Source organism: Pantoea sp. T14, assembly GCF_036663535.1.
Taxonomy (GTDB): domain Bacteria; phylum Pseudomonadota; class Gammaproteobacteria; order Enterobacterales; family Enterobacteriaceae; genus Pantoea; species Pantoea phytostimulans.
Genome location: NZ_JAWUEB010000015.1, coordinates 190,107 through 214,834, shown reverse-complemented (window position 1 = coordinate 214,834; position 24,728 = coordinate 190,107). Strand labels below are relative to the sequence as shown.

The following is a 24,728-nucleotide window of genomic DNA, read 5'->3' as shown; positions in this document are numbered from 1 at the left end:
GGTTATGATTGAGTTTCTGCGTTTCCCGGTAAAGCTCAGTTTCGCGCTGGTCGCAGCGTTGATGATCGGCTTTCACCTCAATCTTGAAACGCCACGCTGGGCGGTGATGACCGCAGGGATTGTCGCTGGCGGCACCGCCTTTGCTGCAGGTGGCGATCCCTATTCTGGCGCGCTGCGCTATCGCGGCATCCTCCGTATTATCGGTACTTTCATTGGTTGTATCGCTGCGCTAACCATCATGATTGCGACCGTGCGTGCGCCGGTGGTGATGCTACTACTGTGCTGCATCTGGGCCGGTTTATGCGTTTGGCTCTCCTCGCTGATTAAAGTTGAAAACTCTTATGCGCTGGGATTAGCCGGGTATACCGCGTTGATTATCGTGGTTACTGCGGATGCCAGCGGCGGCCTGACGTTAGCACCGCAATATGCCGTAGAGCGTTGCAGCGAAATCGTTTTAGGGATCTTGTGTGCGATCCTCGCCGACATGATCTTCTCACCGCGATCGATTAAAAAAGTGATCGATCAGGAAGTTGATTCACTGCTGGTGGCGCACTACAAATTGCTGCAACTCTGCGTTGCACATGGTGATAAAGAAGAAGTGGATAAAGCGTGGGCCGCCTTGGTGCGTCGTACCACTGCACTTAACAGCATGCGCAGCCAGCTGATGATGGAATCTTCGCGCTGGCAGAACGCTAATCGCCGCCTGCAAATGCTGAATACCTTATCGCTGACGCTGATTACCCAAGCGGCGGAAACGTTTTTGATACAAAACGCCCGACCAGATTACATCGCGCCGCAGTATCGTTTGCTGATTGAAAAAGAGGTTGAAAGCGTCGAAGACGTGCACCAGCGTATGAAGATTATGCGTCGGGTGCTGGGCGTCAGCAGTAAAACCTCGCCGCTCACGCTGGCGAGCTGGGTCGGCGCAGCCACAGAATATTTGCTGTTGATCAACGGCATCAGAAGTAATAGTCGTATCACCGCGCTGGAAGAGGAGATTTTACAGCGTGAGGTAGTGATTCAGGCACGATCAGCAGAAACGCATCATGCAATGATCAACGGTATCCGTACCTTTGTAGCAACGGCGCTGGGCTCGTTGTTTTGGCTCTATACCGGATGGACTTCTGGTAGCGGCTGCATGGTGATGCTGGCAGTCATTACCGCGCTGGCGATGCGTATGCCAAATCCGTTGATGATGGCCAAAGACTTTCTGTATGGCATGACGGTGGCGGTGCCATTGGGTGCACTCTACTTTATGTATGTGTTGCCGGGCACCCAGCAAAGCGCGCTCCTGTTGTGTATTGCCATTGGATTGCTGGGTTTCATCGGCGGTATCTTTGTTCAGCGACGCCAGTTGGGTACGCTGGGTGCGCTGATCGGCACCATCAACGTGCTGGTGCTGGATAATCCGATGCAGTTCGAGTTCAACGTTTTCCTCGATAACGTGTTGGGCCAGGTCATTGGTTGTTTTGTGGCGATGATGGTAATTCTGCTGATTCGCGATAAATCAAAAGAGCGCACCGGCCGCAAGTTGTTGAACCGCTTCATGTATGCAGCCGTATCAGCGATGACCACCAATCAGGCACGACGTCGTGAAAACCACCTGCCTGCGCTCTATCAGCAACTCTTTCTACTGTTGAATCTGTTTCCTGGCGATATAGATAAGTACCGCATCGCGCTCACGTTGATTATCGGTCATCAGCGTCTACGTAATGCCGAAGTGCCGGTTAATGCTGACTTATCGGCCTATCATCGCCAGCTTCGCTATACCGCTGATCGAGTGATCTCTGCCAGCAGCGATGACAAGCGGCGTTATTACTTTGAGCGTTTGCTGCAAGAACTGGATGTTTATCAAGAAAAATTGCAGCAGTACGAAGCGCCAGCTAGCGTCACTGAGCCGGTAAAACGGCTGGCGCTGATGTTAAGTAAATACCAGAATACGCTCATCCAAATCTGAAACTGGCCGCTGCGTACAGCAGCGGCCTGCGCAATGCCACTCCTTCATAAAACCTGTCGCTTTTGCCAACTATACTTTCTTAACGGAAAGTGAAACTGACAGGAGCGAATCAATGAGTACTTCACTACAAGACAGCGAACTGTTTCAGACCGGCTACCTGGCTGATGGCAAATGGCATCACGCTGCCGCTACCTTTGACGTGACCAATCCCGCTACAGGCGAGGTAATAGCGCAGGTCGCAAAAGCAGGGAAAAGCGAAACCGAACAGGCGATTGCTGCGGCTGAACGCGCCTTTCCTGCCTGGCGAGCGCAAACGGCTAAAGCCCGCGCAGACATTCTTAATCGCTGGTATCAGCTGATGATTGAGAACAAACACTGGCTTGGTCAGCTAATGACGGCTGAACAAGGTAAGCCTGTAAAAGAAGCCGAAGGCGAAGTGGAATATGCCGCCAGTTTTATTCAGTGGTTTGCTGAGCAGGCCAAGCGTGCAAATGGTGAAATTATTCCTCCGGCCAAAGCGGGATCGCGCATTCTTGCTACACGTGAACCGATTGGTGTGGTGGCCGCTATCACGCCATGGAATTTCCCCATGGCAATGCTGACGCGCAAGCTGGGACCCGCACTGGCAGCGGGCTGTACCGGTATTATTAAACCCGCAAATAACACGCCGTTGAGTGCGTTTGCCTTGCTGGCGTTGGCAAAAAAAGCGGGCGTGCCGGATGGCGTATTGAATGCTGTCGCTGGCGACACACATGCTATCAGCGACGCGATCATGGCCAGCAAAGTGGTGCGCAAGATCTCTTTCACCGGCTCCACGGAAGTCGGCAAGCTGCTGATGCGTAACGCCGCCGAAACCATGAAAAAAGTGTCGATGGAGCTGGGCGGCAACGCGCCTTACATCGTGTTTGATGATGCAGATATTGATGCAGCGGTACAGGGCGCGATTGCCAATAAGTTTCGCAATGCCGGGCAGGTCTGCGTCAGCGTCAATCGCTTTTATATCCATAATGCCGTTTACGACCGCTTTGTTAACCAACTCGCCGACGAAGTGAAAAAACTTAAAGTAGGCAATGGTATGGAAGAGGGTGTGATTGTTGGACCGTTGATTGAGTCTTCAGCAGTAGAAAAAGTAGAACAGCATGTTAAAGACGCGATAGCTAAAGGCGGCAAAGTACTGGTGGGAGGAGAACGTCACGCATTGGGTGGCAATTTCTGGCAACCCACGGTCATTACTGAGGCGCATGAAGGGATGAAACTGGCACAGGAAGAGACGTTTGGTCCTGTGGCAGCATGCTTCCGCTTTGATGATGAAGATGACGTTATTCGCCGCGCTAATGACACAGAGTTTGGCCTGGCTGCCTACTTCTATACGCAGAATTTGCAGCGCGTTTTCCGCGTTTCAGCCGCGCTGGAAAGCGGCATGATTGGTATTAATGAATGCGCGGTATCAACTGAACTGGCGCCGTTTGGCGGCGTTAAAGAGTCTGGATTAGGGCGCGAAGGATCGGTGCTTGGCATGGAAGAATACCTGGAAATCAAAGCGCTGCATCTGGGCGGTCTGAACTAGTTTCATCACTACGGACGACGAAAGCGGTCGTCCGCAGTGGGAGGATGGGAGCTGTCCGCATGAAAAACGAGTGTTTTGACTTTAATGAGATCGTTGATCAAGCCCATTTCTTTCGCCAGTTCAGCGAACGTTTTGCTTTGGAAGATCGGCGTATCTGTGATCTGGATGGATTATGGGAAGTTGTCACGGGTGAAATATTGCCTATGCCGCTACACATCGAATTTGTGAACTTAGGCAAGGGACAGAAAAGACGCTACGGCGCGCTAATTTTATTATTTGATGAAGCAGAAGAGGAGCTGGAAGGTCAACTCCATTTCAATGTCAAATAACAACGAAAAAGGGCCCCGACGAGCGGGGCCAAAGGGTTCGTCAAGAAACTGACGAGGAATTATTTATAGAGCTCAGCGGTGAGGTGATAATTATCACCGGTACGTGCTTCAATCACTTTATAAGCGCTGGCACCTTGCTCATCGGCTTTCTGAGAAAGCTGCGCACGATAATCCATTGGTGCGCCAGCCGTACCACTAATGGTGATGGTTCCCGCAGGCTGCATATTTTGTGCTTGCTGTTCAGTCACTAGCTGGGCAGCAGATGCGCCAAAAGCGATAACTGAAAGCAGGCTAACTGTAGCGATGGTTGCTTTGATTTTCATAATTCGTCTCCTCATTACAATCAACAACCTGCGGAATTCAAAGATGAAGCGGGTCGTCGATATGTGTCAGGTGTCGTTTAAACACCGGTTCGGTTAATTATTTATACAGCTCAGCTGTCACGTGATAGGTGTTGTCTTGATTGTTCTCGATAACACGATAGTGGCTGGCACCTTGCGCATCGGCTTTCTCAGAAAGCACTTCACGGATATTCGTCTGATCACCATCACGACCACTTACGGTAATGGTTTGATTCATAGGCTGTAGAGTCTGCGCCTGTTGATTTGAAACCAAGCTGGCAGCGCTAGCGCCAAATGACAGAACAGAAGCCAGACTTAATACGGCAAGGGTTAATTTGGTTTTCATGATTCACTCTCCTGAAATTTGAGGTGGCAACCCGAAGTGCATATGCGCGCTTCAAAAAGGCCGCCCGTTATCTGTTGTCTTGTCGCCTGAACTTAGTTGTAAAGTTCAGCCGTCGCGTGGTAGTTGCCGTTGTTGTAAGCCTCAATCACACGATAGGCTTTTGCGCCTTGCTGATCGGCTTTATCACTCAGCTTCTGGTTGATATCCATTGGCGAGCCAGCGACACCGCTAACACTTATGGTGCCAACGGACTGCAAATTTTGCGCTTGCGAAGTATTGATAGAATCAGCTGCAACAGCACCAAATGACAGGGCAGATAGAATACTCAGGGTGGCGATAGTGGTTTTAACGTTCATATATATTTCCTCGTCGTCTGTTTTTATCTTTTTGTTTGTGTGATTCGCATCACGAAAACAAGTATAGAACTAATAACGGAAGAAATTAATACTCTGCTAATAATGTTTTTTTGCGATTCTTTATCCTTATGACATATTTTAATAACCTTAAGTTATAAAAAGTGGTTATAAAATGAGCGTAGGTGGTTAATTTCATGTTAAAACAGTGACATGCATCACTTTATCTTTTTGTGCGAAAAGTAGTGGTCGATATGGCTGCAGGTTGATTTAGATCTGGGTAATGACGCTAAGTCTGTGATGTAAAGCAGTGTAAAATAGCGCAAAAGGTTAAGTTGGCGCAAAGGTTTAACCATTTTCGCGCAGCGCTAAATATGAAGCGTTTTAATGTCAATGTATTGAATTTTAATAAAAAATTTGAGTTTCTTGTGTAACAGAGAGAAAAGAACGCGTAACCGGCAGGTTAACTGCCGGCAGCCAAAGCGGGGTTTATAGCTCTTGTTCGAATAAAACCAGAATAGCGTCGTGCAGTTGTTTAACTGTGAAGGCGCGGGCAGGGGTGATAAAGATGGTGTCATCACCTGCAATAGTGCCAAGAATACCTTCTGATTTTCCTAAGGAGTCCAGCAAGCGTGCAATCAACTGAGCCGCGCCGGGACTGGTATGAATCACCACCAGCGCATCGTTGTAATCGATATCCAGCACCAAATTTTTCAGTGGACTGGTGGTGGTGGGCACGCCTAATTCTGCAGGTAAACAGTAAACCATCTCCATTTTGGCGTTGCGAGTACGCACTGCGCCAAACTTGGTGAGCATACGAGAAACCTTTGACTGGTTAATATTCTCGAAGCCTTCATCCTGCAGCGCCTGAACAATCTCGCCTTGGGAACTGAACTTTTCTTCTTTTAATAAGGCTTTAAAGGCCTTAATCAGATCGTCTTGTTTGGATGGGTTTCGCATAGGTTACCAATAAAAAAGGGGAATAACCGGGATTCAGCCCACGGCAGAGCGATGATTATGCATTTAAATGAATTTTTATTCAATTGGTTAGCAAGTGAGCTATCTGAAGCGGCCAGCGGGCGTGGATAATAGCAAAGATTTTTGTTCAGACCAAAACCGCGCTTTATGACGCATCAGGGCAAAGGTTGCAAAGTTGTTATACTATTGGAGATGTAGCAACAGATAACGAACACAGCCGTTCTCTGTCTGCAGACGGCGAAGTTGTCGGTCATTCAGGTAATGAGATGATAAGTAATTATTGAATCCGGAGATTAAGCGCGTTAGCACGTAGAATGAGCGCGGATAATCGTCATCGCCTGAGCTGTTGATTAAGGTCTGACTCAGATGGAATTTCGGCTCTTCTCTGCCCCACCTTAATAAGGAGTCACGAATGAAAGTTGCCGTCCTCGGTGCTGCAGGTGGCATTGGCCAAGCGCTCGCACTCTTACTCAAAACGCAGCTTCCTGCGGGTTCAGAACTCACCCTTTATGATATCGCCGCGGTTACGCCTGGCGTCGCTGTCGATCTCAGCCATATTCCTACTGCGGTAAAAATTCAAGGTTTCAGTGGAGAAGATGCCACGCCAGCCCTGACAGGCGCTGACGTAGTATTAATTTCTGCCGGTGTTGCACGTAAGCCTGGCATGGATCGCGCTGACCTGTTTAACGTCAACGCGGGCATTGTCCGTAACCTGATTGATCAGGTTGCTCAAACTGCACCTAAAGCGTTAATTGGCGTCATCACTAATCCCGTCAACACTACGGTAGCCATTGCCGCTGAAGTGCTTAAAAAACATGGCGTGTATGATAAAAACCGCCTGTTTGGTGTCACTACGCTCGATATCATTCGCGCCAATACTTTTGTTGCTGAACTAAAAGGCAAATCACCGGGCGATATTGAAGTTCCGGTCATCGGTGGGCATTCGGGCGTGACTATTCTGCCGCTGCTGTCACAGGTTAAAGGCGTCAGCTTTAGCGATCAGGAAGTCAGGGACTTAACCAAACGCATTCAGAATGCAGGTACTGAAGTGGTAGAAGCCAAAGCGGGTGGTGGTTCAGCAACGTTATCCATGGGACAAGCGGCAGCGCGCCTTGGCTTGTCACTGGTACGCGCCTTACAAGGCGAAGAGAACGTGGTGGAATGTGCCTATGTCGAAGGCGATGGGGAATATGCGCGCTTTTTCTCACAACCGCTGCTGCTGGGCAAAAATGGCGTCGCTGAACGCAAGCCATTGGGTAACTTAAGCAGTTTTGAACAGCAGGCACTGGATGGCATGTTAGAAACCCTGAAGAAAGATATCGCGCAGGGTGAAGAGTTTGTGAAGCAGTAAGCGTAAGCGTGAGATAAACAGGAAAACGCCCGGCTTAACCGGGCGTTTTTGTTTGCTCTTTGTCCCTACAAACCTTTTTCTACAAACCACCTGATTTGAAATTACGTGACGCGGGCGCGCCATTGGTCGCTGGCGCTTTCTTGCCCAACGTTTCCATTCGCATCTGGAATGGAGGGAAGGGCATTTCAATGCCGTGCTGGTCAAAGCCTTGCAGGATGAGCTGATGCAATTCATGGCGCAGCGGCATGCGATGCCCCATCTCAGCGGCATGAACACGCAATTCAAACAGTTGAATGCCCTGCTGTAAATCAACCAGGAATGCTTCTGGTGGCGGAGTATCCAGAACATAACTGCAGCGCTCGGCGGCCTGTTTCAAAATGGTCGTAACCTCTTCACTGCTCACTTTCGCAGGCGCTGGAATGGTTAACACCACACGTGTTACTGAATCTGACAAGGACCAGTTAACAAACTGCTCGGTAATGAACGCTTTGTTAGGCACGATAATCTCTTTGCGGTCCCAATCGGTAATGGTGGTCGCACGGGTATTGATTCGGGTGATGCTGCCGGTGAGATCGCGAATTGTCACGGTATCACCGATGCGAATAGGTTTTTCAAACAGAATAATCAGGCCAGAAATAAAGTTGGCGAAAATCTCCTGCAAACCAAAGCCCAATCCAACACCGAGTGCGGCGACCAGCCACTGCAGTTTCGACCACTCAATACCAATCAATGAGAAACCCAGCAGGCCACCAATTAACAGCAACACATATTTGGTTAGCGTGGTAATGGCGTAACCGGTGCCAGGCGTAAGATCAAGGTGTTGTAGCAGAGCCAACTCCAACAGTGCGGGCATATTACGTACCAGCTGCGTGGTGATAATAAACACCAGGATCGCAATCAATACTGAGCCAAGCGTGATCGGTTGAATGCTCTCGACGCCTTGTATAGACGTGTTCACATCCCACAGACGGATATTCTCAAGGAAGCCGAAGGCCGAATGAATTTCTGACCACAGGACAATCACCGAAACCAAAGCAATCAAGGTGAGAATAGAACGCACCAGCCGCAACGATTGCGCACTAATGGCATCAAGATCAATGACCGGTTCTTCTATCTCAATCGCATCCACATTTTGCGCGCCTTGCTCTTTCTCTTCTTCGCTGCGCGCGCGGTTTGCCAGTATATCGGCACGGCGTGCGCGGGCACGATCAAAGCCGAGGCGACGGCGCTGAATCAACATCCAGCGACGAATAATGTGGTAAATGATCAGCAACAGGAACCAGATCGCTACTGAGGTTTCCAGACGTGCCAACAGCGCCTGCGCGGTCGCCAGATAACCAATCGCCGAGGCGAGGGCGGCGAGCAGGGGGATCGCAATCATCAAATTCCACAACACGCGGTTAATGATGTTTTCGCCGTTGCCTTCTTTATCCAGATGTAACGGAATACCGGCGCGTTTCAGGCTAACGGTAACCAGGCTGATTGCACCACAGATCAGGATAAAACAGAGGCGGCCTAGCGAGGAGGAGAACTGGCGATCCTCGAGGTTGCTAAAGGCGATCAGCAGCATAATCAGCGGCACAATTAGGCCTATACTCAGCGAGTAATAACGCATTGCGCGCGCCACGCGGCTCTGGGGCCAGCGGAAGTGCACAATAAACAAACCGTTTTTACGTGCAAACGCAGCGCTGATCATAAACGCCCACAGCAGCGGCAGTGTGGCGGTAATGCCATCGCCAATCGCAACTGCGATCGGATAAGGCCAGGCATTTTGCAAACCATATCCCAGCGCGCCCCATAATACCGGCAGCGGTAACGCCACCAGAATCGACCAAAACACGGTGCGAATCGTCAGGCGAAAACGATCCTGCGTTACCTTGCCGACTTTGCTGGCAGAGCGATCAAGGAAGCCGTTGAAATGACGGCGTGAACTAATACTGAAACCCACCAATAAAACCGCGCCGATAATAGGCAGCACCGTGGCGCGGCTGGTAAACATCATCGCCAGCGCTTTGCCGAGCTGGCCTAAGGTGTCGAGCGACAGCAGACGCGACAGATCCTTAGCCAGCTCCAGCGGATAACTCAAACTAATGGGGCTGACGTCGGCAGTCCAGAAAAGGTAGCGATGTGTCGCGTCTTTGACTTCTGTTAACGCATCCTGAAGCTGCGTGTTAGCGACCTTCAGCTTGGTGATTTCAAGGATCAAGGTATCGCAGCCGGAGATCAGCGAATTCAGCAGTTCGCGCTGGGTTTTCAGCTGCGCATCAAGAATACGTTTTTGATCATTGGTGAAAGGCTGTCCATCGGCCTGATGCGCTTTACGTAACGCATCCTGACGTTCCAGCAAATCTTCATAATAGAGGCGCTGCACACGCAGCTGCGCCATCTCGTTATCAATCTGTTGAGACTTAGGCATCTCCGGTAAGCGGGCAACCTGAGCCCGCAACGCTTCGCCCAGTAAGCTCGATGCACCCAGCCATTGCGACTGCTCGCGTAACGTGGTGAGCGCCTGACGCACCTGAATAATTTGATTGGTAGCCAGTCGCTGTTGCGAAGCCACCAAATCCATACGCTGCGCCTGCTGATTCAGCGCACCGGAAAGATCGCGGTTAACCCGGAACTGATCGCTGATTGATGGCGGGAGATCGCCACTGTTTTCCGCCAACTGCTCTGTCCGCGCTAACGCCAGTTCAGCTTCGCGCTGGCGCTGGTCGTTGAGCTGATTACGCAGTAACTGAAGATAGTTATCTAACTGCGCGGCTTTGCGTTGATGCGCATCCGCGCGCATGCGTGCCAGCTCCTGGCGATTATTGGCTGACAGCTGTGCCAGCTCTATCTCATCAACGCGCGCTTTGTTCGCGGCATTTTCTGCCTGACGTGCGGCCAATTGCGTCTGTGATTGCGGCGTGGTGCCGCCGTTGCCTGCGCTTTGCAAACGACGCTCACTTTCAGTCATGGCGCGACGCGCTTCTGTCTGATCCTGCGGCAGTTGAGAGAGGGAGTCACTGATTTCACGCGCGCGATCTTGCTCCTGCTGAGCTTGCCGTCCCTCTTCCAGCAACTGGCTGCTGACCTGCAGGATCTCTTGATCCAATTCAGCGCTGCTCATCGTCGTTCGAAGAGTTTTAGGACTGTCGTTTAGCGAGGCAATTTGCTGGCGTATTTCACGGGAAAGGCGCGGGAAGTCATCAATAACTTGCTGATACTGCCGGGCCCGTTCCAGTGATTCATCACGTTCAGAAAGGGAATTTAGCGCAGCTTCAAGCGACTGAATCTGTTCCGCCTGTGCCGGAGAGCTTTTAGCGGCTTTCGCCTCTTCCAGCTGCTGTTTTAAAGAACTGGCTTCCGGAACGCTGGCCGCCAAGGCTGAGGTGCTGAGCCACAGGCTCAGCAGCAAGAAGAGGATCGAACGCAAAGGGAACACTCAATTTAGTCGACGATAACGTCAGAAACGTGGGGCGCCATCGGTAGCGTCATCGCCAGCGGTTGGCCCAAACGTGTTTTACTTTCAGCTTCCAGGCTTTCTGCCAGTTTTATGCGGCCTGGTGCGAACAAGTTAATGACCGTCGAGCCCAGCTTGAAGCGGCCCATTTCCTGACCTTTCAATAACACCACTGCGCCTTCATCATCAGCCGCAGGCGCAGGATAGTGCCAACGTTTAATCACACCTTCACGCGGCGGCGTAATGGTACCTGCCCACACAGTTTCAATGCTGCCGACAATGGTGGCACCCACCAGGATCTGCACCATTGGGCCAATATCCGTCTCGAAATAGCAGATGACGCGCTCGTTGCGAGCAAAAAGGTTGGTAATGTTGCGCGCGGTAAGCGGGTTTACTGAATAGAGATCGCCTGGCACGTAAATCATTTCGCGCAGGATGCCATTGCACGGCATATGTACACGGTGATAATCACGCGGTGCCAGATAAGTCGTTACAAACTCGCCATCGCGGAACTTCGCCGCCATCTGCTCATTACCGGCCAGCAGTGCTTCGAGGGTGTAATGATGGCCTTTAGCCTGAAAAATCTGATTGCCATCAATATGGCCAAGCTGGCTAATTGCGCCATCGGCGGGCAGGGCGATCAGGTTTGCATCAAGGTCAATCGGGCGCGCGTCATCTTTCAACGGGCGAACAAAGAAATCGTTGAAAGTGCGATAGCTAGCGGTATCAGATTTGCGCGCTTCCGCCATGTCAACTTTGTAGAACCAGACGAAGATGTCGATGACCAGTTTGGTCAACCAGCCACCGCGGCGACTGGCGCCCCAACCGGCAAGTTCAGTCAGCCATTTTTTCGGGAGAACATGATTCAAGCCGAGTTTTAAACGATCAAACACCTTAGCCTCCTGGCTATTTATCGTGACGTTAAGAAAAATGGGGGCGGATTGTAGCAGCGCCCCGGTCAGATGGCGAATACCGGCCGTTATTCTTCGCTGGCGAAGTTTTTACGCGTCTTTACCTGCGCCATGCTTTCCAAAATGCGGTGATAGTTCTCGAAACGGGAAATGTTAATTTTACCTGCTTCTACCGCTTCGCGGATAGCGCAACCCGGATCGGTGTCATGCTTGCAATCACGGAATTTGCAATCGCCAAGAAACTCACGGAATTCGACAAATCCACGGGTGATTTGTTCCGGCTCAAGATGCCATAAACCAAACTCGCGCACGCCCGGTGAATCGATCACATCGCCGCCATTGGGAAAGTGATACATACGTGAAGCGGTGGTGGTGTGCTGGCCGAGGCCGGAGGCATCTGAAACATCTTTGGTCAGAATGGCCGTTTGCTCTTCGCGATCAAGGCCGAGCAGCGCATTCAGCAGGCTGGATTTACCCACACCCGATTGGCCGGCAAAAATGCTGACGCGATCGTTCAGCGCTTCCTGCAGTTCATCAAGGCCGTTTTTTGCCCGACTGGACACCATCAACACGCGGTAGCCAATCTGGCGATAGATATCCATCTGCTCATCAACAAAGGCGCGTGCCTTTTCGTCCAGCAGGTCGGTTTTATTCAGCACCAACAGCGGCTCAATATCCAGCGTTTCACTGGCGACCAGATAACGATCGATAATGTTAAGCGACAGCTCTGGCAGAATCGCCGAAACAATAATGATTTGATCGATATTGGCAGCGATGGGTTTTACGCCATCGTAAAAATCGGGACGGGTCAATACGCTGGTGCGTTCATGCACCGCTTCGACGATCCCTTTGCCACCGCTGTGGGCAGGACGCCATAAAACGCGATCGCCGGTCACTAATGAACGGATGGTGCGGCGAATGTTACAACGATGGGCGATGCCCGCACTGTCTTCGACGTCGGCATGCATCCCGAAACGGCTGACCACCACGCCATCAGCAGCTTCACCAAACAGATTGTCGTCAGCTTCCGGGCGATCTTTCCGCTGATTAAGACGACGATCGTGGTTAGCACTTACGCGACGTTGTTGACCTTTCGACAGTTTATTTTTGCTCACTAACCCTCACACGGCTTTCGCCTGGTTTCGCCCCGCTGGGCAAAACGTCTATGATACACCCTAATCACAGTTAATGACGACTACAGCAACGGCAGGTAACAGCATGGCTACTGGAAATGAAAACAATCTGATCTGGATTGATCTTGAGATGACCGGCCTCGATCCGGAACGCGATCGTATTATTGAAATCGCGACCATCGTGACCGATGCCGATTTGAATATCCTGGCAGAAGGCCCAGTGATGGCGGTGCGTCAGTCTGATGCACAACTGGCGCTGATGGATGAGTGGAACGTGCGTACCCATACCAACAGCGGTTTGGTTGAGCGCGTAAAAGCCAGCGAATTTGACGATCGGTCGGCAGAGTTGGCGACCATTGAGTTTTTGAAAAAATGGGTGCCAGCCAATACTTCGCCTATTTGTGGTAACAGCATTGGGCAGGATCGTCGCTTCCTGTTCAAATACATGCCGGAACTGGAAGCCTACTTCCATTACCGCTATCTGGATGTCAGCACCCTGAAAGAGTTAGCGCGTCGCTGGAAGCCGGGTATTTTGCCAGGCTTCAAAAAAACCGGAACGCATCAGGCGCTGGATGATATTCGTGAATCCATTGCCGAGCTGGTTTATTACCGCGAGCACTTTTTGCAGCTTTAAGCGTCAGGCGGTGCGCAGGAAATCGCCAGTTTGTTGATTTAATCAGCAAACGCATCGAAAGCGAAAAATTTTGCTTTCAGGCACTTGCAGCAGCAACGATTTCTCGTATAATGCGCACCCCGTACCGGTGAAGAATTTATTAACGGTACAAGGCGCGGGAATAGCTCAGTTGGTAGAGCACGACCTTGCCAAGGTCGGGGTCGCGAGTTCGAGTCTCGTTTCCCGCTCCAAATTTTTTTTGATGACATAAAATCAGCCAGTTATATAACACGTTGATTGTTGTTGCTGTCGACGCTTTTCTAAAGGTTATCCACAGCGCTACACGCCGTCATCTATGCCATTCACAGCGATCTACAAAACTCTTTTAAACAGAGTTATCCACAGCTTTGATTAGCAAGCCAAGCGATAGCCCAATTCTTAAATAAACACAATTTCAGCGTAACCTATTGAATAATAAGTTAATGAAAATATTTCAATTTGTTATTTAAGCGACTTGATAATGTTATGTCGTTTGAATGACAACAGCTTTTTATTTTTATTCACAAGGTGTGGAAAAACTTTTTTGACTAGCATGTTGCTCAATCATGCATCACGCGGTAATCCTTTCTCCACTGCACGAACCAGCCGTTTTTGTTGAGCCGGCTGCACTTCAATAGCCAGCTGCTCACGTTTCTGCTGCTGCTGTAGTAATGCCCATTCAATATGCTCATCTAACAAAGCCTGTTCTCCCCGACGCTGTTGTAACGCTGCTACCACTTCCGTTGACCAGGGTGCATTGCCTAACGCGACAGCAATATTACGCAGCCAGCGGGAATGCCCAATCCGGCGAATGGCAGAACCTTCGGTAATACGCAGAAATTTTGCTTCATCCCAGCCAAAAAGATCGATCAACTCAGGCGCATGCAGCGCTGCTCGCGGTGAAAAATCGGGTTCATCACTTAATTGCCCGTAGCGATTCCATGGGCAGATCAGCTGGCAATCGTCACAGCCATAAATTCTGTTGCCCATTAACGGACGGAACTCTTCCGGGATCGCCCCTTCCAACTCAATGGTGAGATAGGAAATACAGCGGCGTGCATCCACTACGTAGGGTTCGACAATCGCATTGGTTGGGCAAATGGTCATGCAGGCTACGCAGCGTCCGCAGTTTTCTTCCTGTGGCGCATCAATCGGCAACGGCAGATCAATTAATAATTCGCCAAGGAAAAACCATGAGCCCGCTTCCCGGTTGAGAATCAGTGAATGTTTGCCGGTCCAGCCCAAGCCCGCTTTGGCGGCGAGCGGGCGTTCAAGCAGCGGCGCAGAATCAACAAACGGGCGGAAGTTAAGCTCGCCGCAGTGTGCCTGGATCATTTCTCCGAGCTTTTTCAGTCGATTGCGCAATACTTTGTGGTAATCACGTCCCAAAGCATAACGACTGACGTAGCCCAGTTGGGGATTTTTCAGCGTACTGGCAAAGGCGGCTTTTGCCGGAAGATAATTCATGCGAACACTGATGACGCGCAGTGTACCGGGCAACAGCTCGTGCGGCCGGGCACGCATCATACCGTGGCGCGCCATCCAATCCATTTCGCCATGATATTGCTTATCCAGCCACTCTTGCAGACGCGGCTCTTCCGCGCTGAGATCGGTATCGGTAATGCCGACCTGCTGAAAGCCGAGATCTAATCCCCACTGTTTAATGTGTTGAGCGAGTTGATGAAGATCGAGAGGGTATGACATGAGTAACCAGGATTCGAAGAAAAACAGGGGCAGTTTACCATATTCTGTCTGGCCTGCGCAGGCACTGGCGCAGCTAGAGCGTGAAGGCGCCGATACGCTCGGGATTACCTTATATGAACTGATGCTGCGCGCCGGTCAGGCTGCCTATGAGCACAGTCAAACCCATTGGCCTGAGGCGCAGAGCTGGTTAATTTTGTGCGGTCACGGTAACAATGGTGGTGATGGTTATGTGGTGGCGCGGCTGGCACAAGCGGCGGGAAAACAGGTTACGCTGCTGGCCTGTGAAGGGAAAAAGCCGCTTCCTGAAGAAGCACAATCCGCGCGTGACGCCTGGCTTGAGGCGGGGGGAGAAATCCATGCGGCCGATGCGAGCTGGCCCGAAAAAGTTGATCTCATTATTGATGCGCTATTGGGCACCGGAATCAATCGGGCGCCAGCGGAACCTTATGCCACTTTGATTCAGCAGGCAAACAGGCATGCTGCGCCGGTTTTATCCATTGATATGCCGTCCGGTCTGTCTGCCGCCACCGGCAGTGCGCCTAGCGATGTCGTTGATGCAACCCATACGTTGAGCTTTATTGCGCTGAAACCGGGTCAAATCACCGGTAAAGCCCGCGATTACATTGGCGAGCTGAATTATGCAGATTTAGGCTTGAGCGCCTATTTGTCCGGTGAAATAGCACCTATGGCACGTTTTGACGCCTGCTTTTTGTCACACTGGTTGAAACCACGTAAACCTACCTCACATAAAGGCAATCAGGGACGTTTGCTGGTCGTGGGTGGCGATGCAGGAACCGCAGGCGCTATTCGCATGACTTCAGAAGCTGCACTGCGCACCGGCAGTGGTTTAGTGCGAGTACTCACTCACAAAGATAACATCGCGCCGATTCTGACTGCACGGCCAGAAATTATGGTAGATGAATTAACCGATGAACGGTTGAGCGAGGCGCTGGAATGGGCAGATGTGATTGCCATTGGCCCAGGTTTAGGACAGCGAGATTGGGGTAAGAAGGCACTGAAAAGCGTCGCTGAAAGCGAAAAGCCGATGCTTTGGGATGCTGATGCTCTTAACCTGCTGGCAATCAGTGCGGAGAAACGTCAGAATCGCATCATTACGCCACATCCAGGTGAAGCGGCTCGCCTGCTGGGAATAAAGACCAGCGAAATTGAGAGTGACCGCTTACATGCCGCGCAAGCTTTAGCAAATCGCTATGGTGGTGTTGTGGTATTAAAAGGCGCGGGAACGATTATCGCCAGCGAAGCGGGTGAAATGGCTTTTGCCGATGTAGGAAACGCAGGGATGGCTTCAGGCGGAATGGGCGATGTGCTGAGCGGTATTATCGCCTCGCTGATGGGGCAAAAATTGGCGCTGTTCGATGCAGCTTGTGCGGGTTGTGTGGCGCATGGCGCTGCAGCCGATGCGGTGGCAGCGAAACGCGGCACCCGCGGCATGCTAGCGACAGACTTATTCGATCTGCTGTGGCAGTTTGTTAATCCAGAGATGAATCAATAATAAAGCATGAAAACCTGTGTTATTTCTCTGCCTGACGAAGCGGCAACGCTGGAATTGGGTGCACAACTCGCTCGCGCATGTCACCGCGCGGCGGTTATCTATTTGTATGGCGATCTCGGGGCGGGTAAAACCACCTTTAGCCGTGGTTTTCTGCAGGCGTTAGGCCATCAAGGCAATGTAAAAAGTCCAACCTATACGCTGGTTGAGCCTTACATCTTGGGCGATCGCTCACTTTACCATTTCGACCTTTATCGTCTTGCCGATCCCGAGGAACTTGAGTTCATGGGAATTCGTGATTATTTCACGGGAGACGCAATTTGCCTGGTGGAATGGCCGCAGCAGGGTGCAGGCGTTTTGCCGCCGCCCGATTTGGCACTGACGCTGCGCTACGTTGATACGGCACGTGAAGCTGAGCTGGTGGCGCAATCGCCATTAGGTCAAACATGGATTGATGAGATTGAGCAAGGCAGGAATCAAGCATGATGTCACGGATGAAAATCGCGCTGGTAACGCTGTTGTTACTGGTTGCCACCCCGCTGTTTGCCGCAAATCTTTCTGATATTAAAGTGGCGAATGGCGACAGTCAGGCAACGGTGACACTTAGCTTTGCCGGCCAACCGGTTTACGGTTTCTTCCCGCTGCGTAATCCCGATCGCGTGGTGTTGGATATTCGTCAAAGCGGCGTTATTCAAGGTTTACCGCTGAATTTCAGTGGCGAAAACATCGTTAAACGCATCCGCACCAGCACGCCGAAAGATAAGCAAAGCGTTCGGTTGGTGCTTGAGCTAACGCAGCCAGGCAAAACGCGTGCAGTGACGCAGCGCAATGGCAACAATTACAACGTGGTGTTTACCATCAACGGTACGCGGCCTGCAACACGAAGCACACCTTCCCGCACGCTAACACCTTCTCGCGTTCCGACACAAAGCACCTCAACCCGCAATCCTTTCGATGCGAGTCCGGTGACCGCTGTAACCAGTACTGCAAGCACGGTTCGGCCTGGCTCCGCATCCAGTCTTAACGATACGGTAATTGTGGCGATTGATGCCGGGCATGGCGGTCAGGATCCCGGCGCGATGGGGCAGAATGGCTTAAAAGAGAAGAATGTCACCATTGCGATCGCTCGCAAGCTGAAAGTGTTATTGAACAATGACCCGATGTTCAAAGGTGTGCTGACACGTGACGGTGACTATTTTATTTCGGTCATGGGGCGCTCGGATGTAGCGCGTAAAGCCAATGCTAACGTGCTGGTTTCGATTCACGCCGATGCGGCACCAAGCCATGCGGCGACCGGTGCGTCAGTTTGGGTGTTGTCGAATCGGCGTGCTAACAGCGAAATGGCGAACTGGCTGGAACAGAAAGAGAAGCAATCTGAACTGCTCGGCGGCGCGGGCGATTTGCTGGCAAACAGTCAGGCCGATCCTTATCTCAGCCAGGCGGTGCTTGATCTGCAATTTGGTCATTCGCAACGCGTGGGATATGACATCGCGGTAAAAGTATTGCAACAGATGCGGGGTGTCGCAACCCTTCACAAGCGTCTACCTGAGCATGCCAGCCTTGGCGTGCTGCGTTCGCCGGATATTCCCTCACTGTTAGTGGAAACCGGTTTTATCAGTAATACCTCGGAGGAGCGACTGCTTGGCAGTAGCGCACACCAGGAAAAAATTGCGCAGTCGATCTATAAAGGTCTGCGCACTTATTTCCTGGCGCACCCGCTACAATCGGTCCCAAAGGAGGAAAACCGCCCAGTCGGCTCGCAGCCGACGATTAGTGTTGCCAGTAATCCGGCCACGGGCGTAACGCAGTACACGGGCGTTACCCAGCGTCATACGGTGACACGCGGTGAAACGCTTTCCGGGATTGCGGAAAAATATGGCGTTAGCATGGCGACGTTGCGTGAGATGAATACCCTGAAGCGTGATGTAGTTTGGGTTGGCCAACGTTTAAAAGTGCCCGCTAGCGCCGCAGCCAGCCGCACGACGGCCGCACAAAAACCGGTACGTCATAAAGTGGTTCGAGGTGATTCGTTAACGGGCATTGCTGCGCATTACGGTGTTAGCCCGAAAGCGATTATGCAGGCGAATAATTTGAAATCGACCAATGTGATGCTAGGTCAAAATCTGAAGATTCCAACGTCCTGATTGTTTGCCCGGCCACTGCGCCGGGCTACCCGCTAAAAGGATATCCATCATGCCGATTCAAATTTTACCGCCGCAGCTGGCTAATCAAATTGCCGCAGGCGAAGTGGTTGAGCGTCCCGCATCGGTTGTAAAAGAGCTGGTGGAAAACAGCCTCGACGCTGGTGCGACACGCATTGATGTGGATATTGAAAAGGGGGGTGCCAAGCTGATCCGCATTCGCGATAACGGCTGCGGCATTAACAAGGCAGAACTGGCGATGGCGCTGGCACGTCATGCCACCAGTAAAATCGCCTCACTTGACGATCTTGAAGCCATTATGAGCCTGGGCTTTCGTGGCGAAGCGCTGGCGAGTATCAGTTCCGTTTCGCGTCTGACATTGACTTCACGTACTGCTGAGCAAAATGAAGCCTGGCAGGCCTATGCAGAAGGGCGCGATATGGCGGTCACAGTCAAACCGGCGGCACATCCTTGCGGCACCACGCTTGAGGTGCTCGACCTGTTCTACAACACGCCTGCACGCCGCAAGTTTATGCGTACCGAAAAAACCGAATTTACGCATATCGATGAAGTTGTCCGTCGCATTGCGCTGGCGCGTTTTGACGTGGCTATTTCACTTAGCCACAACGGCAAATTGATGCGCCAATATCGTGCTGTCACTGATGAAGGGCAGCGCGAACGCCGTCTGGGCGCGATTTGCGGCACCACCTTTATGCAACATGCGATGCGTATTGACTGGCAACATGATGATCTCTCTTTACGCGGATGGGTCGCCGATCCCGCCGGTTCACGTCAGGTTAGCGAGCTGCAATATTGCTATGTTAATGGCCGCATGATGCGTGACAAGTTGATCAATCATGCCATTCGCCAGGCTTTTCAAACGCAGCTGCAGGACGACCAACAACCCGCTTATGTGCTTTATCTGGAGATCGACCCACATCAGGTCGATGTGAACGTTCATCCGGCAAAACATGAAGTGCGCTTTCATCAGTCGCGACTGGTGCATGATTTTATTTATCAGGGCGTAATCAGCGCTTTACAGGCGAGCGCCGCGCCAACGTTGCCTACGTTGCAAGCTGAAGAACCGGCTCCGCGCTGGCAGCCCGAAAACCGCCAGGCGGCGGGAGGCAACCATTTTGCCCAGCCCGCGCCGCGCCGCAGTGAAAGTGTCTCAGCTCCAGCTCCCGCTCAGGTTCCTGCGTGGCAAACGAAAGAGAACAGTTACAGTAAGCGTGAAGGCTCGGTGTATCAGCAATTGCTGAAAACGCCGCAGGTTAGCGCGCCAGAAACCACGCTTCGTCCAGCGGTAAAAGAAGCTCCGCTGGCAGCGCATGCACAAAGTTTTGGTCGCGTATTAACGGTAATACAGGGCCAATATGCGCTGCTGGAACAAAATGAAACCCTGATGCTTATGGCGCTACCGGTTGCATCTCGCTGGTTGAAACAGGCCCAGCTTCAGCCTGGCGAAGCGGGATTAAAACCGCAACCATTGTTGATTCCGGTCCGGCTGAAAATTGCACAGGTTGAGCGCAAGGCGGCGCAAGAAAATGCCAGCTTACTCAATCAGATGGCAATTGATTTGCAGCCACAAGGCGACCATGTGACCTTACGCGCAGTGCCTTTACCGTTACGAACACAAAATTTACAAATCTTGATTCCTGAGCTGTTAGGCTATTTGGCCCGACAGCAAGAGAATTCTGCCGCGCAGCTGGCTCAATGGCTGGCACGACGCGAAGATGCAGAGTCTCAAAACTGGAATCACTCGCAGGCGATTACATTGTTGGCTGAGCTGGAACGGCTTTGCCCACAGCTATTAAAATCGCCGCCTTCAGGCTTATTACAAGCCCTTGAAACTGAGAGCGCGATCAACGCGTTGAAGCATGAGTGAACTAAACCAGGCTGGCCGGCCCAAGGCTATTTTTTTGATGGGACCCACCGCTTCGGGCAAAACCGCCTTAGCGATTGAGCTGCGCAAGCAGTTGCCTGTGGAACTTATCAGCGTGGATTCTGCCTTAATCTATCGTCAGATGGATATTGGCACGGCGAAACCGTCGGCTGAAGAGTTAGCGTTGGCACCCCATCGTTTGTTAGACATACGCGATCCCGCAGAGGCCTATTCGGCTGCGGAATTTCGTCGCGATGCTTTAGCAGAAATGGCGGATATTGTCCGAAGCGGACGTATTCCGTTGCTTGTTGGTGGAACTATGCTCTACTTCAAGGCGTTACTTGAAGGATTGTCGCCGCTGCCCTCGGCCGATCCGGAGGTTCGTCAGCGTATAGAGCAAATGGCGCGTGATGATGGATGGGAAGCCTTACACCGCCAACTGTGTGAAATCGATCCGGTTGCCGGCAGTCGTATTCATCCGAATGATCCGCAGAGACTTTCGCGAGCACTGGAAGTTTTTTTTATTTCGGGTAAAACTTTAACGGAACTGACAAAAACGTCCGGCGAAGCGTTACCCTACGACGTGTACCAGTTTGCCATCGCCCCCGCGAGCCGCGAGCTGATACACCAGCGCATCGCTTTACGTTTCGAACAGATGTTAGCGTCAGGATTTGAAGCGGAGTCTCGGGCCCTGTTTGCACGAGGTGATTTGCATACGGACATGCCTTCCATTCGTTGTGTGGGATATCGTCAGATGTGGTCTTACTTATCTGGCGAAATTGATTACAACGAGATGGTTTATCGGGGAATTTGCGCGACCCGGCAGCTCGCTAAGCGCCAAATGACATGGCTACGTGGTTGGGAAAACGTTCACTGGTTAGACAGCGACGAACCCCAATTAGCCCGCGAAACGGTGTTACAGGTTCTTAGTGCGAAGCATGGGTGATTGTGTACAATTGGCTGGTTATCGTGCGCAAATTTTTACGCAGTTTTTTCAGAACTCTAGGTTCTAAAAGCAACAAACAACAAGCATATAAGGAAAAGATAGAATGGCTAAGGGGCAATCATTACAAGACCCGTTTTTGAACGCATTGCGTCGTGAACGTGTTCCGGTTTCGATTTATTTGGTTAACGGTATTAAGCTGCAAGGTCAGATTGAGTCATTTGATCAGTTTGTGATTTTGTTGAAGAACACGGTCAGTCAGATGGTGTACAAGCATGCCATTTCTACCGTAGTGCCTTCACGTCCGGTTTCTCACCATAGCAATAATACCGGCGGCAGCACGAATAATTACCATCATAGCGGCAGCACGCCATCAGCGCAGCCGCAGCCACAACAAGACGGTGATAGCGCAGAATAAGGCGCCGCCGTTCAGCCAGGACTGGAGAACGTTAATCGTTTTCCGTCCTGGTCTTTTATTTTTAGCGAGGTTATAGCTTGTTTGACCGTTATGATGCCGGTGAGCAGGCCGTACTGGTACACATCTGGTTCTCCCAAGACAAAGAGGTAGAAGATCTACAGGAATTTGAAACCCTGGTTTCTTCTGCTGGCGTCGAAGCGCTGCAAGTCATTACCGGCAGTCGTAAAGCGCCACACCCGAAGTATTTTGTCGGTGAAGGAAAGGCCGTTGAAATTGCCGATGCGGTAAAATCAAGTGGAGCATCGGTCGTATTATTCGATCATGCCTTAACGCCCGCTCAGGAAAGAAACCTGGAGCGGTTATGCGAATGCCGTGTGATTGATCGCACAGGCTTAATCCTTGATATCTTTGCCCAGCGCGCCCGCACCCACGAAGGTAAATTGCAGGTCGAGTTGGCTCAGCTACGTCATCTTGCTACGCGTCTTGTGCGTGGTTGGACGCACCTTGAACGCCAAAAAGGCGGTATTGGCCTGCGTGGCCCGGGTGAAACGCAGCTAGAGACTGACCGCCGTTTATTACGTGGCCGCATAAGCCAGATTCTTTCCCGTCTTGAGCGTGTTGAAAAACAGCGCGAGCAGGGACGTCAGGCGCGCGCTAAAGCCGATGTACCCACCGTTTCTCTGGTAGGCTACACCAACGCCGGAAAATCCACTCTGTTTAACGCCATTACCTCTGCCAATGTGTACGCTGCGGATCAACTCTTTGCGACCCTTGATCCTACTTTACGTCGCTTGAATGTGGCTGATGTTGGCGAGGTGGTATTAGCGGATACTGTTGGGTTTATTCGCCATCTCCCGCATGACCTTGTCGCTGCGTTTAAAGCTACACTGCAAGAAACGCGTCAGGCAGCATTGCTGCTTCACGTCATTGACGGTGCAGACGTGCGACTGAATGAGAATATCGAAGCCGTAGATACGGTTCTTGAAGAGATTGAAGCGGACGAAATACCGAAGCTTCTGATCATGAATAAAATCGATATGCTCGATAATTTTGAACCGCGTATTGATCGCAACGAAGAAAACCTGCCGATTCGTGTCTGGCTTTCAGCCCAGACTGGCGTGGGCATTCCTTTGTTGTGGCAAGCGTTGTCAGAGCGCCTGTCGGGTGAAATTGCCCAATATGATTTGCGTCTGCCACCAGATGCGGGGCGCTTGCGCAGCCGTTTCTATCAGTTGCAGGCGATTGAAAAAGAGTGGAATGAAGAAGACGGCAGTGTCGGTTTACAGATCAGGATGCCAATTGTTGACTGGCGTCGTTTATGTAAACAAGAGCCGTCACTAACCAGTTACATTGTTTGACATGTTGCCCAATCGAACTTACCCAATAGATTTCAGGTTGTAGCAAGGCAGTCATTGAGCGAATCCCATAAAGCATACTGCGGTAAGTCATTGGGGTAAGCGAGAGCAGCTAACGTCGCGCCAGCATGAAAGATGAAGGTAAGCCGCAAATACAATAAATGGAGTAGAGACATGGCGTGGAATCAGCCCGGAAATAACGGACAGGACCGCGACCCGTGGGGAAGCAGCAATAATCAAGGCGGCAACTCTGGGGGAAATAAAGGAGGTCGAGATAAAGGGCCACCTGATCTGGATGATATCTTCCGTAAGCTGAGCAAGAAGCTCGGTGGACTGGGCGGTGGCAAACAGAGTGACAACGGTCAGCGCGGCTCCGGCAGCGGTGGAAAAATTGTTGGCATTGTAGCTGTTGCTGCTGTGGTCATCTGGGCCGCCAGCGGATTCTACACCATCAAAGAAGCGGAACGCGGCGTGGTTACACGCTTCGGTAAATTCAGCCATCTGGTTGAGCCGGGCCTTAACTGGAAGCCGACATTTATCGATCAGGTCCGCGCGGTTAACGTTGAAGCGGTACGTGAACTGGCGGCTTCTGGCGTGATGTTAACGTCAGATGAGAACGTGGTGCGCGTAGAAATGAACGTGCAGTACCGCGTGACCGATCCAGAGCGCTATCTCTATGCAGTGACCAGCGCCGATGACAGCCTGCGTCAGGCAACTGACAGTGCGCTGCGTGGCGTTATTGGTCGTTCAACCATGGACCGCATTCTGACTGAAGGCCGTACCGTGGTGCGTAGCGATACCCAACGTGAAATCGATGAAACCATTCGTCCATACAACATGGGTATTGCGGTGCTTGACGTCAACTTCCAGGCAGCACGTCCGCCGGAAGAGGTGAAGTCAGCGTTTGATGATGCAATTGCAGCGCGTGAAAACCGCGAGCAATACGTACGTGAAGCGGAAGCTTACGCCAACGAAGTTCAGCCGCGAGCCAATGGCCAGGCGCAACGTCTGCTTGAAGAAGCACGTGCTTATAAAGAGCGTACTGTTCTGGAAGCACAAGGTGAAGTAGCGCGTTTTGCCAAGATTCTGCCGGAGTATAAAGCCGCGCCAGAGATCACCAAAGAGCGTCTGTATATCGAAACCATGGAACGCGTGTTGAGTCACACTCGTAAGGTGCTGGTTAATGATCGTGGTAATAGCCTGATGGTGCTGCCGCTTGATCAACTGATGCGTGGCATGGATTCTTCCGGTCAGAGTGGTAAAAAAGGCACGAGTTCATCAACGCTGCCACCCCTTTCAGACCGTAATACCAGCCGCAGTGAAAGTTCGTCATACAGTCCAGACAGCGTCCTGGATCAGCGTCGAGTGAATGCTCAGCGCAACGATACCCAGCGCGAAGGGAGAGAGTAATC

At 51.5% G+C, this 24,728-nt stretch carries 21 protein-coding genes and 1 tRNA gene; 14 read left to right on the top strand and 8 right to left on the bottom strand.

All coding sequences use genetic code 11. The annotated features are described in order from the left end of the window. Positions 1-4: 4 nt before the first annotated feature. From aaeB to SC127_RS06920, 3 genes are all read left to right on the top strand, one after another. Positions 5-1,957: a p-hydroxybenzoic acid efflux pump subunit AaeB gene (aaeB, locus tag SC127_RS06930; protein ID WP_243078836.1), complete on the top strand. Its 1,953-nt coding sequence runs from the start codon at positions 5-7 to the stop codon at positions 1,955-1,957. A 112-nt stretch (positions 1,958-2,069) separates the two neighbouring features. Beyond that, entirely contained in the window at positions 2,070-3,524 is a 1,455-nt protein-coding gene (locus SC127_RS06925) for an NAD-dependent succinate-semialdehyde dehydrogenase (RefSeq protein ID WP_243078837.1), read from the top strand. Between the two features lie 59 nt (positions 3,525-3,583). After that, entirely contained in the window at positions 3,584-3,853 is a 270-nt protein-coding gene (locus SC127_RS06920) for a barstar family protein (protein ID WP_215845460.1), read from the top strand. Between the two features lie 59 nt (positions 3,854-3,912). On the opposite strand, the gene yhcN (SC127_RS06915) is transcribed toward SC127_RS06920, so the two are convergent. From yhcN (SC127_RS06915) to argR, 4 genes are all read right to left on the bottom strand, one after another. After that, positions 3,913-4,176, bottom strand: coding sequence for a peroxide/acid stress response protein YhcN (gene yhcN, locus SC127_RS06915; protein ID WP_215845461.1), 264 nt, complete (start codon positions 4,174-4,176; stop codon positions 3,913-3,915). 97 nt (positions 4,177-4,273) lie between these two features. After that, the gene (locus tag SC127_RS06910) at positions 4,274-4,540 is read right to left on the bottom strand and encodes a YdgH/BhsA/McbA-like domain containing protein (RefSeq protein ID WP_215845462.1); all 267 of its coding nucleotides are present in this window, start codon (positions 4,538-4,540) and stop codon (positions 4,274-4,276) included. A gap of 92 nt (positions 4,541-4,632) precedes the next feature. Beyond that, on the bottom strand, positions 4,633-4,896 hold the full coding sequence (gene yhcN / locus SC127_RS06905) for a peroxide/acid stress response protein YhcN (protein WP_215845463.1): 264 nt from the start codon (positions 4,894-4,896) through the stop codon (positions 4,633-4,635). Positions 4,897-5,382: 486 nt separating this feature from the next. Further along, positions 5,383-5,853, bottom strand: coding sequence for a transcriptional regulator ArgR (gene argR / locus SC127_RS06900; RefSeq protein WP_215845464.1), 471 nt, complete (start codon positions 5,851-5,853; stop codon positions 5,383-5,385). 430 nt (positions 5,854-6,283) lie between these two features. Between argR and mdh the strand changes: the two genes are divergently transcribed. Further along, on the top strand, positions 6,284-7,222 hold the full coding sequence (gene mdh, locus SC127_RS06895) for a malate dehydrogenase (RefSeq protein WP_215845465.1): 939 nt from the start codon (positions 6,284-6,286) through the stop codon (positions 7,220-7,222). Between the two features lie 79 nt (positions 7,223-7,301). On the opposite strand, the gene mscM is transcribed toward mdh, so the two are convergent. The 3 genes from mscM to rsgA all read right to left on the bottom strand — a co-directional run bounded on the left by mscM (position 7,302) and on the right by rsgA (position 12,690). Beyond that, on the bottom strand, positions 7,302-10,637 hold the full coding sequence (gene mscM, locus SC127_RS06890) for a miniconductance mechanosensitive channel MscM (RefSeq protein WP_215845466.1): 3,336 nt from the start codon (positions 10,635-10,637) through the stop codon (positions 7,302-7,304). 14 nt (positions 10,638-10,651) lie between these two features. Then, positions 10,652-11,557, bottom strand: coding sequence for an archaetidylserine decarboxylase (asd, locus tag SC127_RS06885; protein WP_332625845.1), 906 nt, complete (start codon positions 11,555-11,557; stop codon positions 10,652-10,654). Between the two features lie 86 nt (positions 11,558-11,643). Then, on the bottom strand, positions 11,644-12,690 hold the full coding sequence (gene rsgA / locus SC127_RS06880) for a small ribosomal subunit biogenesis GTPase RsgA (RefSeq protein ID WP_215845468.1): 1,047 nt from the start codon (positions 12,688-12,690) through the stop codon (positions 11,644-11,646). Between the two features lie 103 nt (positions 12,691-12,793). On the opposite strand from rsgA, the gene orn reads away from it, so the two are divergent. Both orn and SC127_RS06870 read left to right on the top strand, forming a co-directional pair. Beyond that, positions 12,794-13,342, top strand: a complete 549-nt coding sequence (gene orn, locus SC127_RS06875) for an oligoribonuclease (RefSeq protein WP_215845469.1) — start codon at positions 12,794-12,796, stop codon at positions 13,340-13,342. A 154-nt stretch (positions 13,343-13,496) separates the two neighbouring features. Then, positions 13,497-13,572: transfer RNA gene (locus SC127_RS06870), tRNA-Gly, on the top strand. Positions 13,573-13,924: 352 nt separating this feature from the next. On the opposite strand, the gene queG is transcribed toward SC127_RS06870, so the two are convergent. Next, on the bottom strand, positions 13,925-15,064 hold the full coding sequence (queG, locus tag SC127_RS06865; RefSeq protein ID WP_215845470.1) for a tRNA epoxyqueuosine(34) reductase QueG: 1,140 nt from the start codon (positions 15,062-15,064) through the stop codon (positions 13,925-13,927). On the opposite strand from queG, the gene nnr reads away from it, so the two are divergent. The 8 genes from nnr (at position 15,063) to hflK (ending at position 24,726) form a co-directional block, all read left to right on the top strand. Next, positions 15,063-16,577 carry a bifunctional ADP-dependent NAD(P)H-hydrate dehydratase/NAD(P)H-hydrate epimerase gene (nnr, locus tag SC127_RS06860; protein ID WP_332625844.1) on the top strand — a complete coding sequence of 505 codons (1,515 nt, stop codon included), beginning with the start codon at positions 15,063-15,065 and terminating at the stop codon, positions 16,575-16,577. The two genes, queG and nnr, sit on opposite strands and share 2 nt — an antisense overlap. Positions 16,578-16,583: 6 nt before the next feature. Next, positions 16,584-17,060: a tRNA (adenosine(37)-N6)-threonylcarbamoyltransferase complex ATPase subunit type 1 TsaE gene (gene tsaE, locus SC127_RS06855; RefSeq protein ID WP_215845471.1), complete on the top strand. Its 477-nt coding sequence runs from the start codon at positions 16,584-16,586 to the stop codon at positions 17,058-17,060. Then, positions 17,057-18,718 carry an N-acetylmuramoyl-L-alanine amidase AmiB gene (gene amiB / locus SC127_RS06850; RefSeq protein WP_215845472.1) on the top strand — a complete coding sequence of 554 codons (1,662 nt, stop codon included), beginning with the start codon at positions 17,057-17,059 and terminating at the stop codon, positions 18,716-18,718. Before tsaE ends, amiB begins: the two co-directional genes overlap by 4 nt. 49 nt (positions 18,719-18,767) lie before the next feature. Beyond that, positions 18,768-20,603: a DNA mismatch repair endonuclease MutL gene (gene mutL / locus SC127_RS06845; protein WP_332625843.1), complete on the top strand. Its 1,836-nt coding sequence runs from the start codon at positions 18,768-18,770 to the stop codon at positions 20,601-20,603. Next, positions 20,596-21,546, top strand: coding sequence for a tRNA (adenosine(37)-N6)-dimethylallyltransferase MiaA (gene miaA, locus SC127_RS06840; RefSeq protein ID WP_332625842.1), 951 nt, complete (start codon positions 20,596-20,598; stop codon positions 21,544-21,546). Before mutL ends, miaA begins: the two co-directional genes overlap by 8 nt. 103 nt (positions 21,547-21,649) lie before the next feature. Then, positions 21,650-21,961 carry an RNA chaperone Hfq gene (hfq, locus tag SC127_RS06835; RefSeq protein WP_215845473.1) on the top strand — a complete coding sequence of 104 codons (312 nt, stop codon included), beginning with the start codon at positions 21,650-21,652 and terminating at the stop codon, positions 21,959-21,961. Positions 21,962-22,038: 77 nt separating this feature from the next. Then, entirely contained in the window at positions 22,039-23,319 is a 1,281-nt protein-coding gene (gene hflX, locus SC127_RS06830; protein ID WP_215845474.1) for a ribosome rescue GTPase HflX, read from the top strand. Positions 23,320-23,490: 171 nt separating this feature from the next. Further along, positions 23,491-24,726: an FtsH protease activity modulator HflK gene (gene hflK, locus SC127_RS06825; RefSeq protein WP_215845475.1), complete on the top strand. Its 1,236-nt coding sequence runs from the start codon at positions 23,491-23,493 to the stop codon at positions 24,724-24,726. The last annotated feature ends 2 nt before the right edge of the window (positions 24,727-24,728 follow it).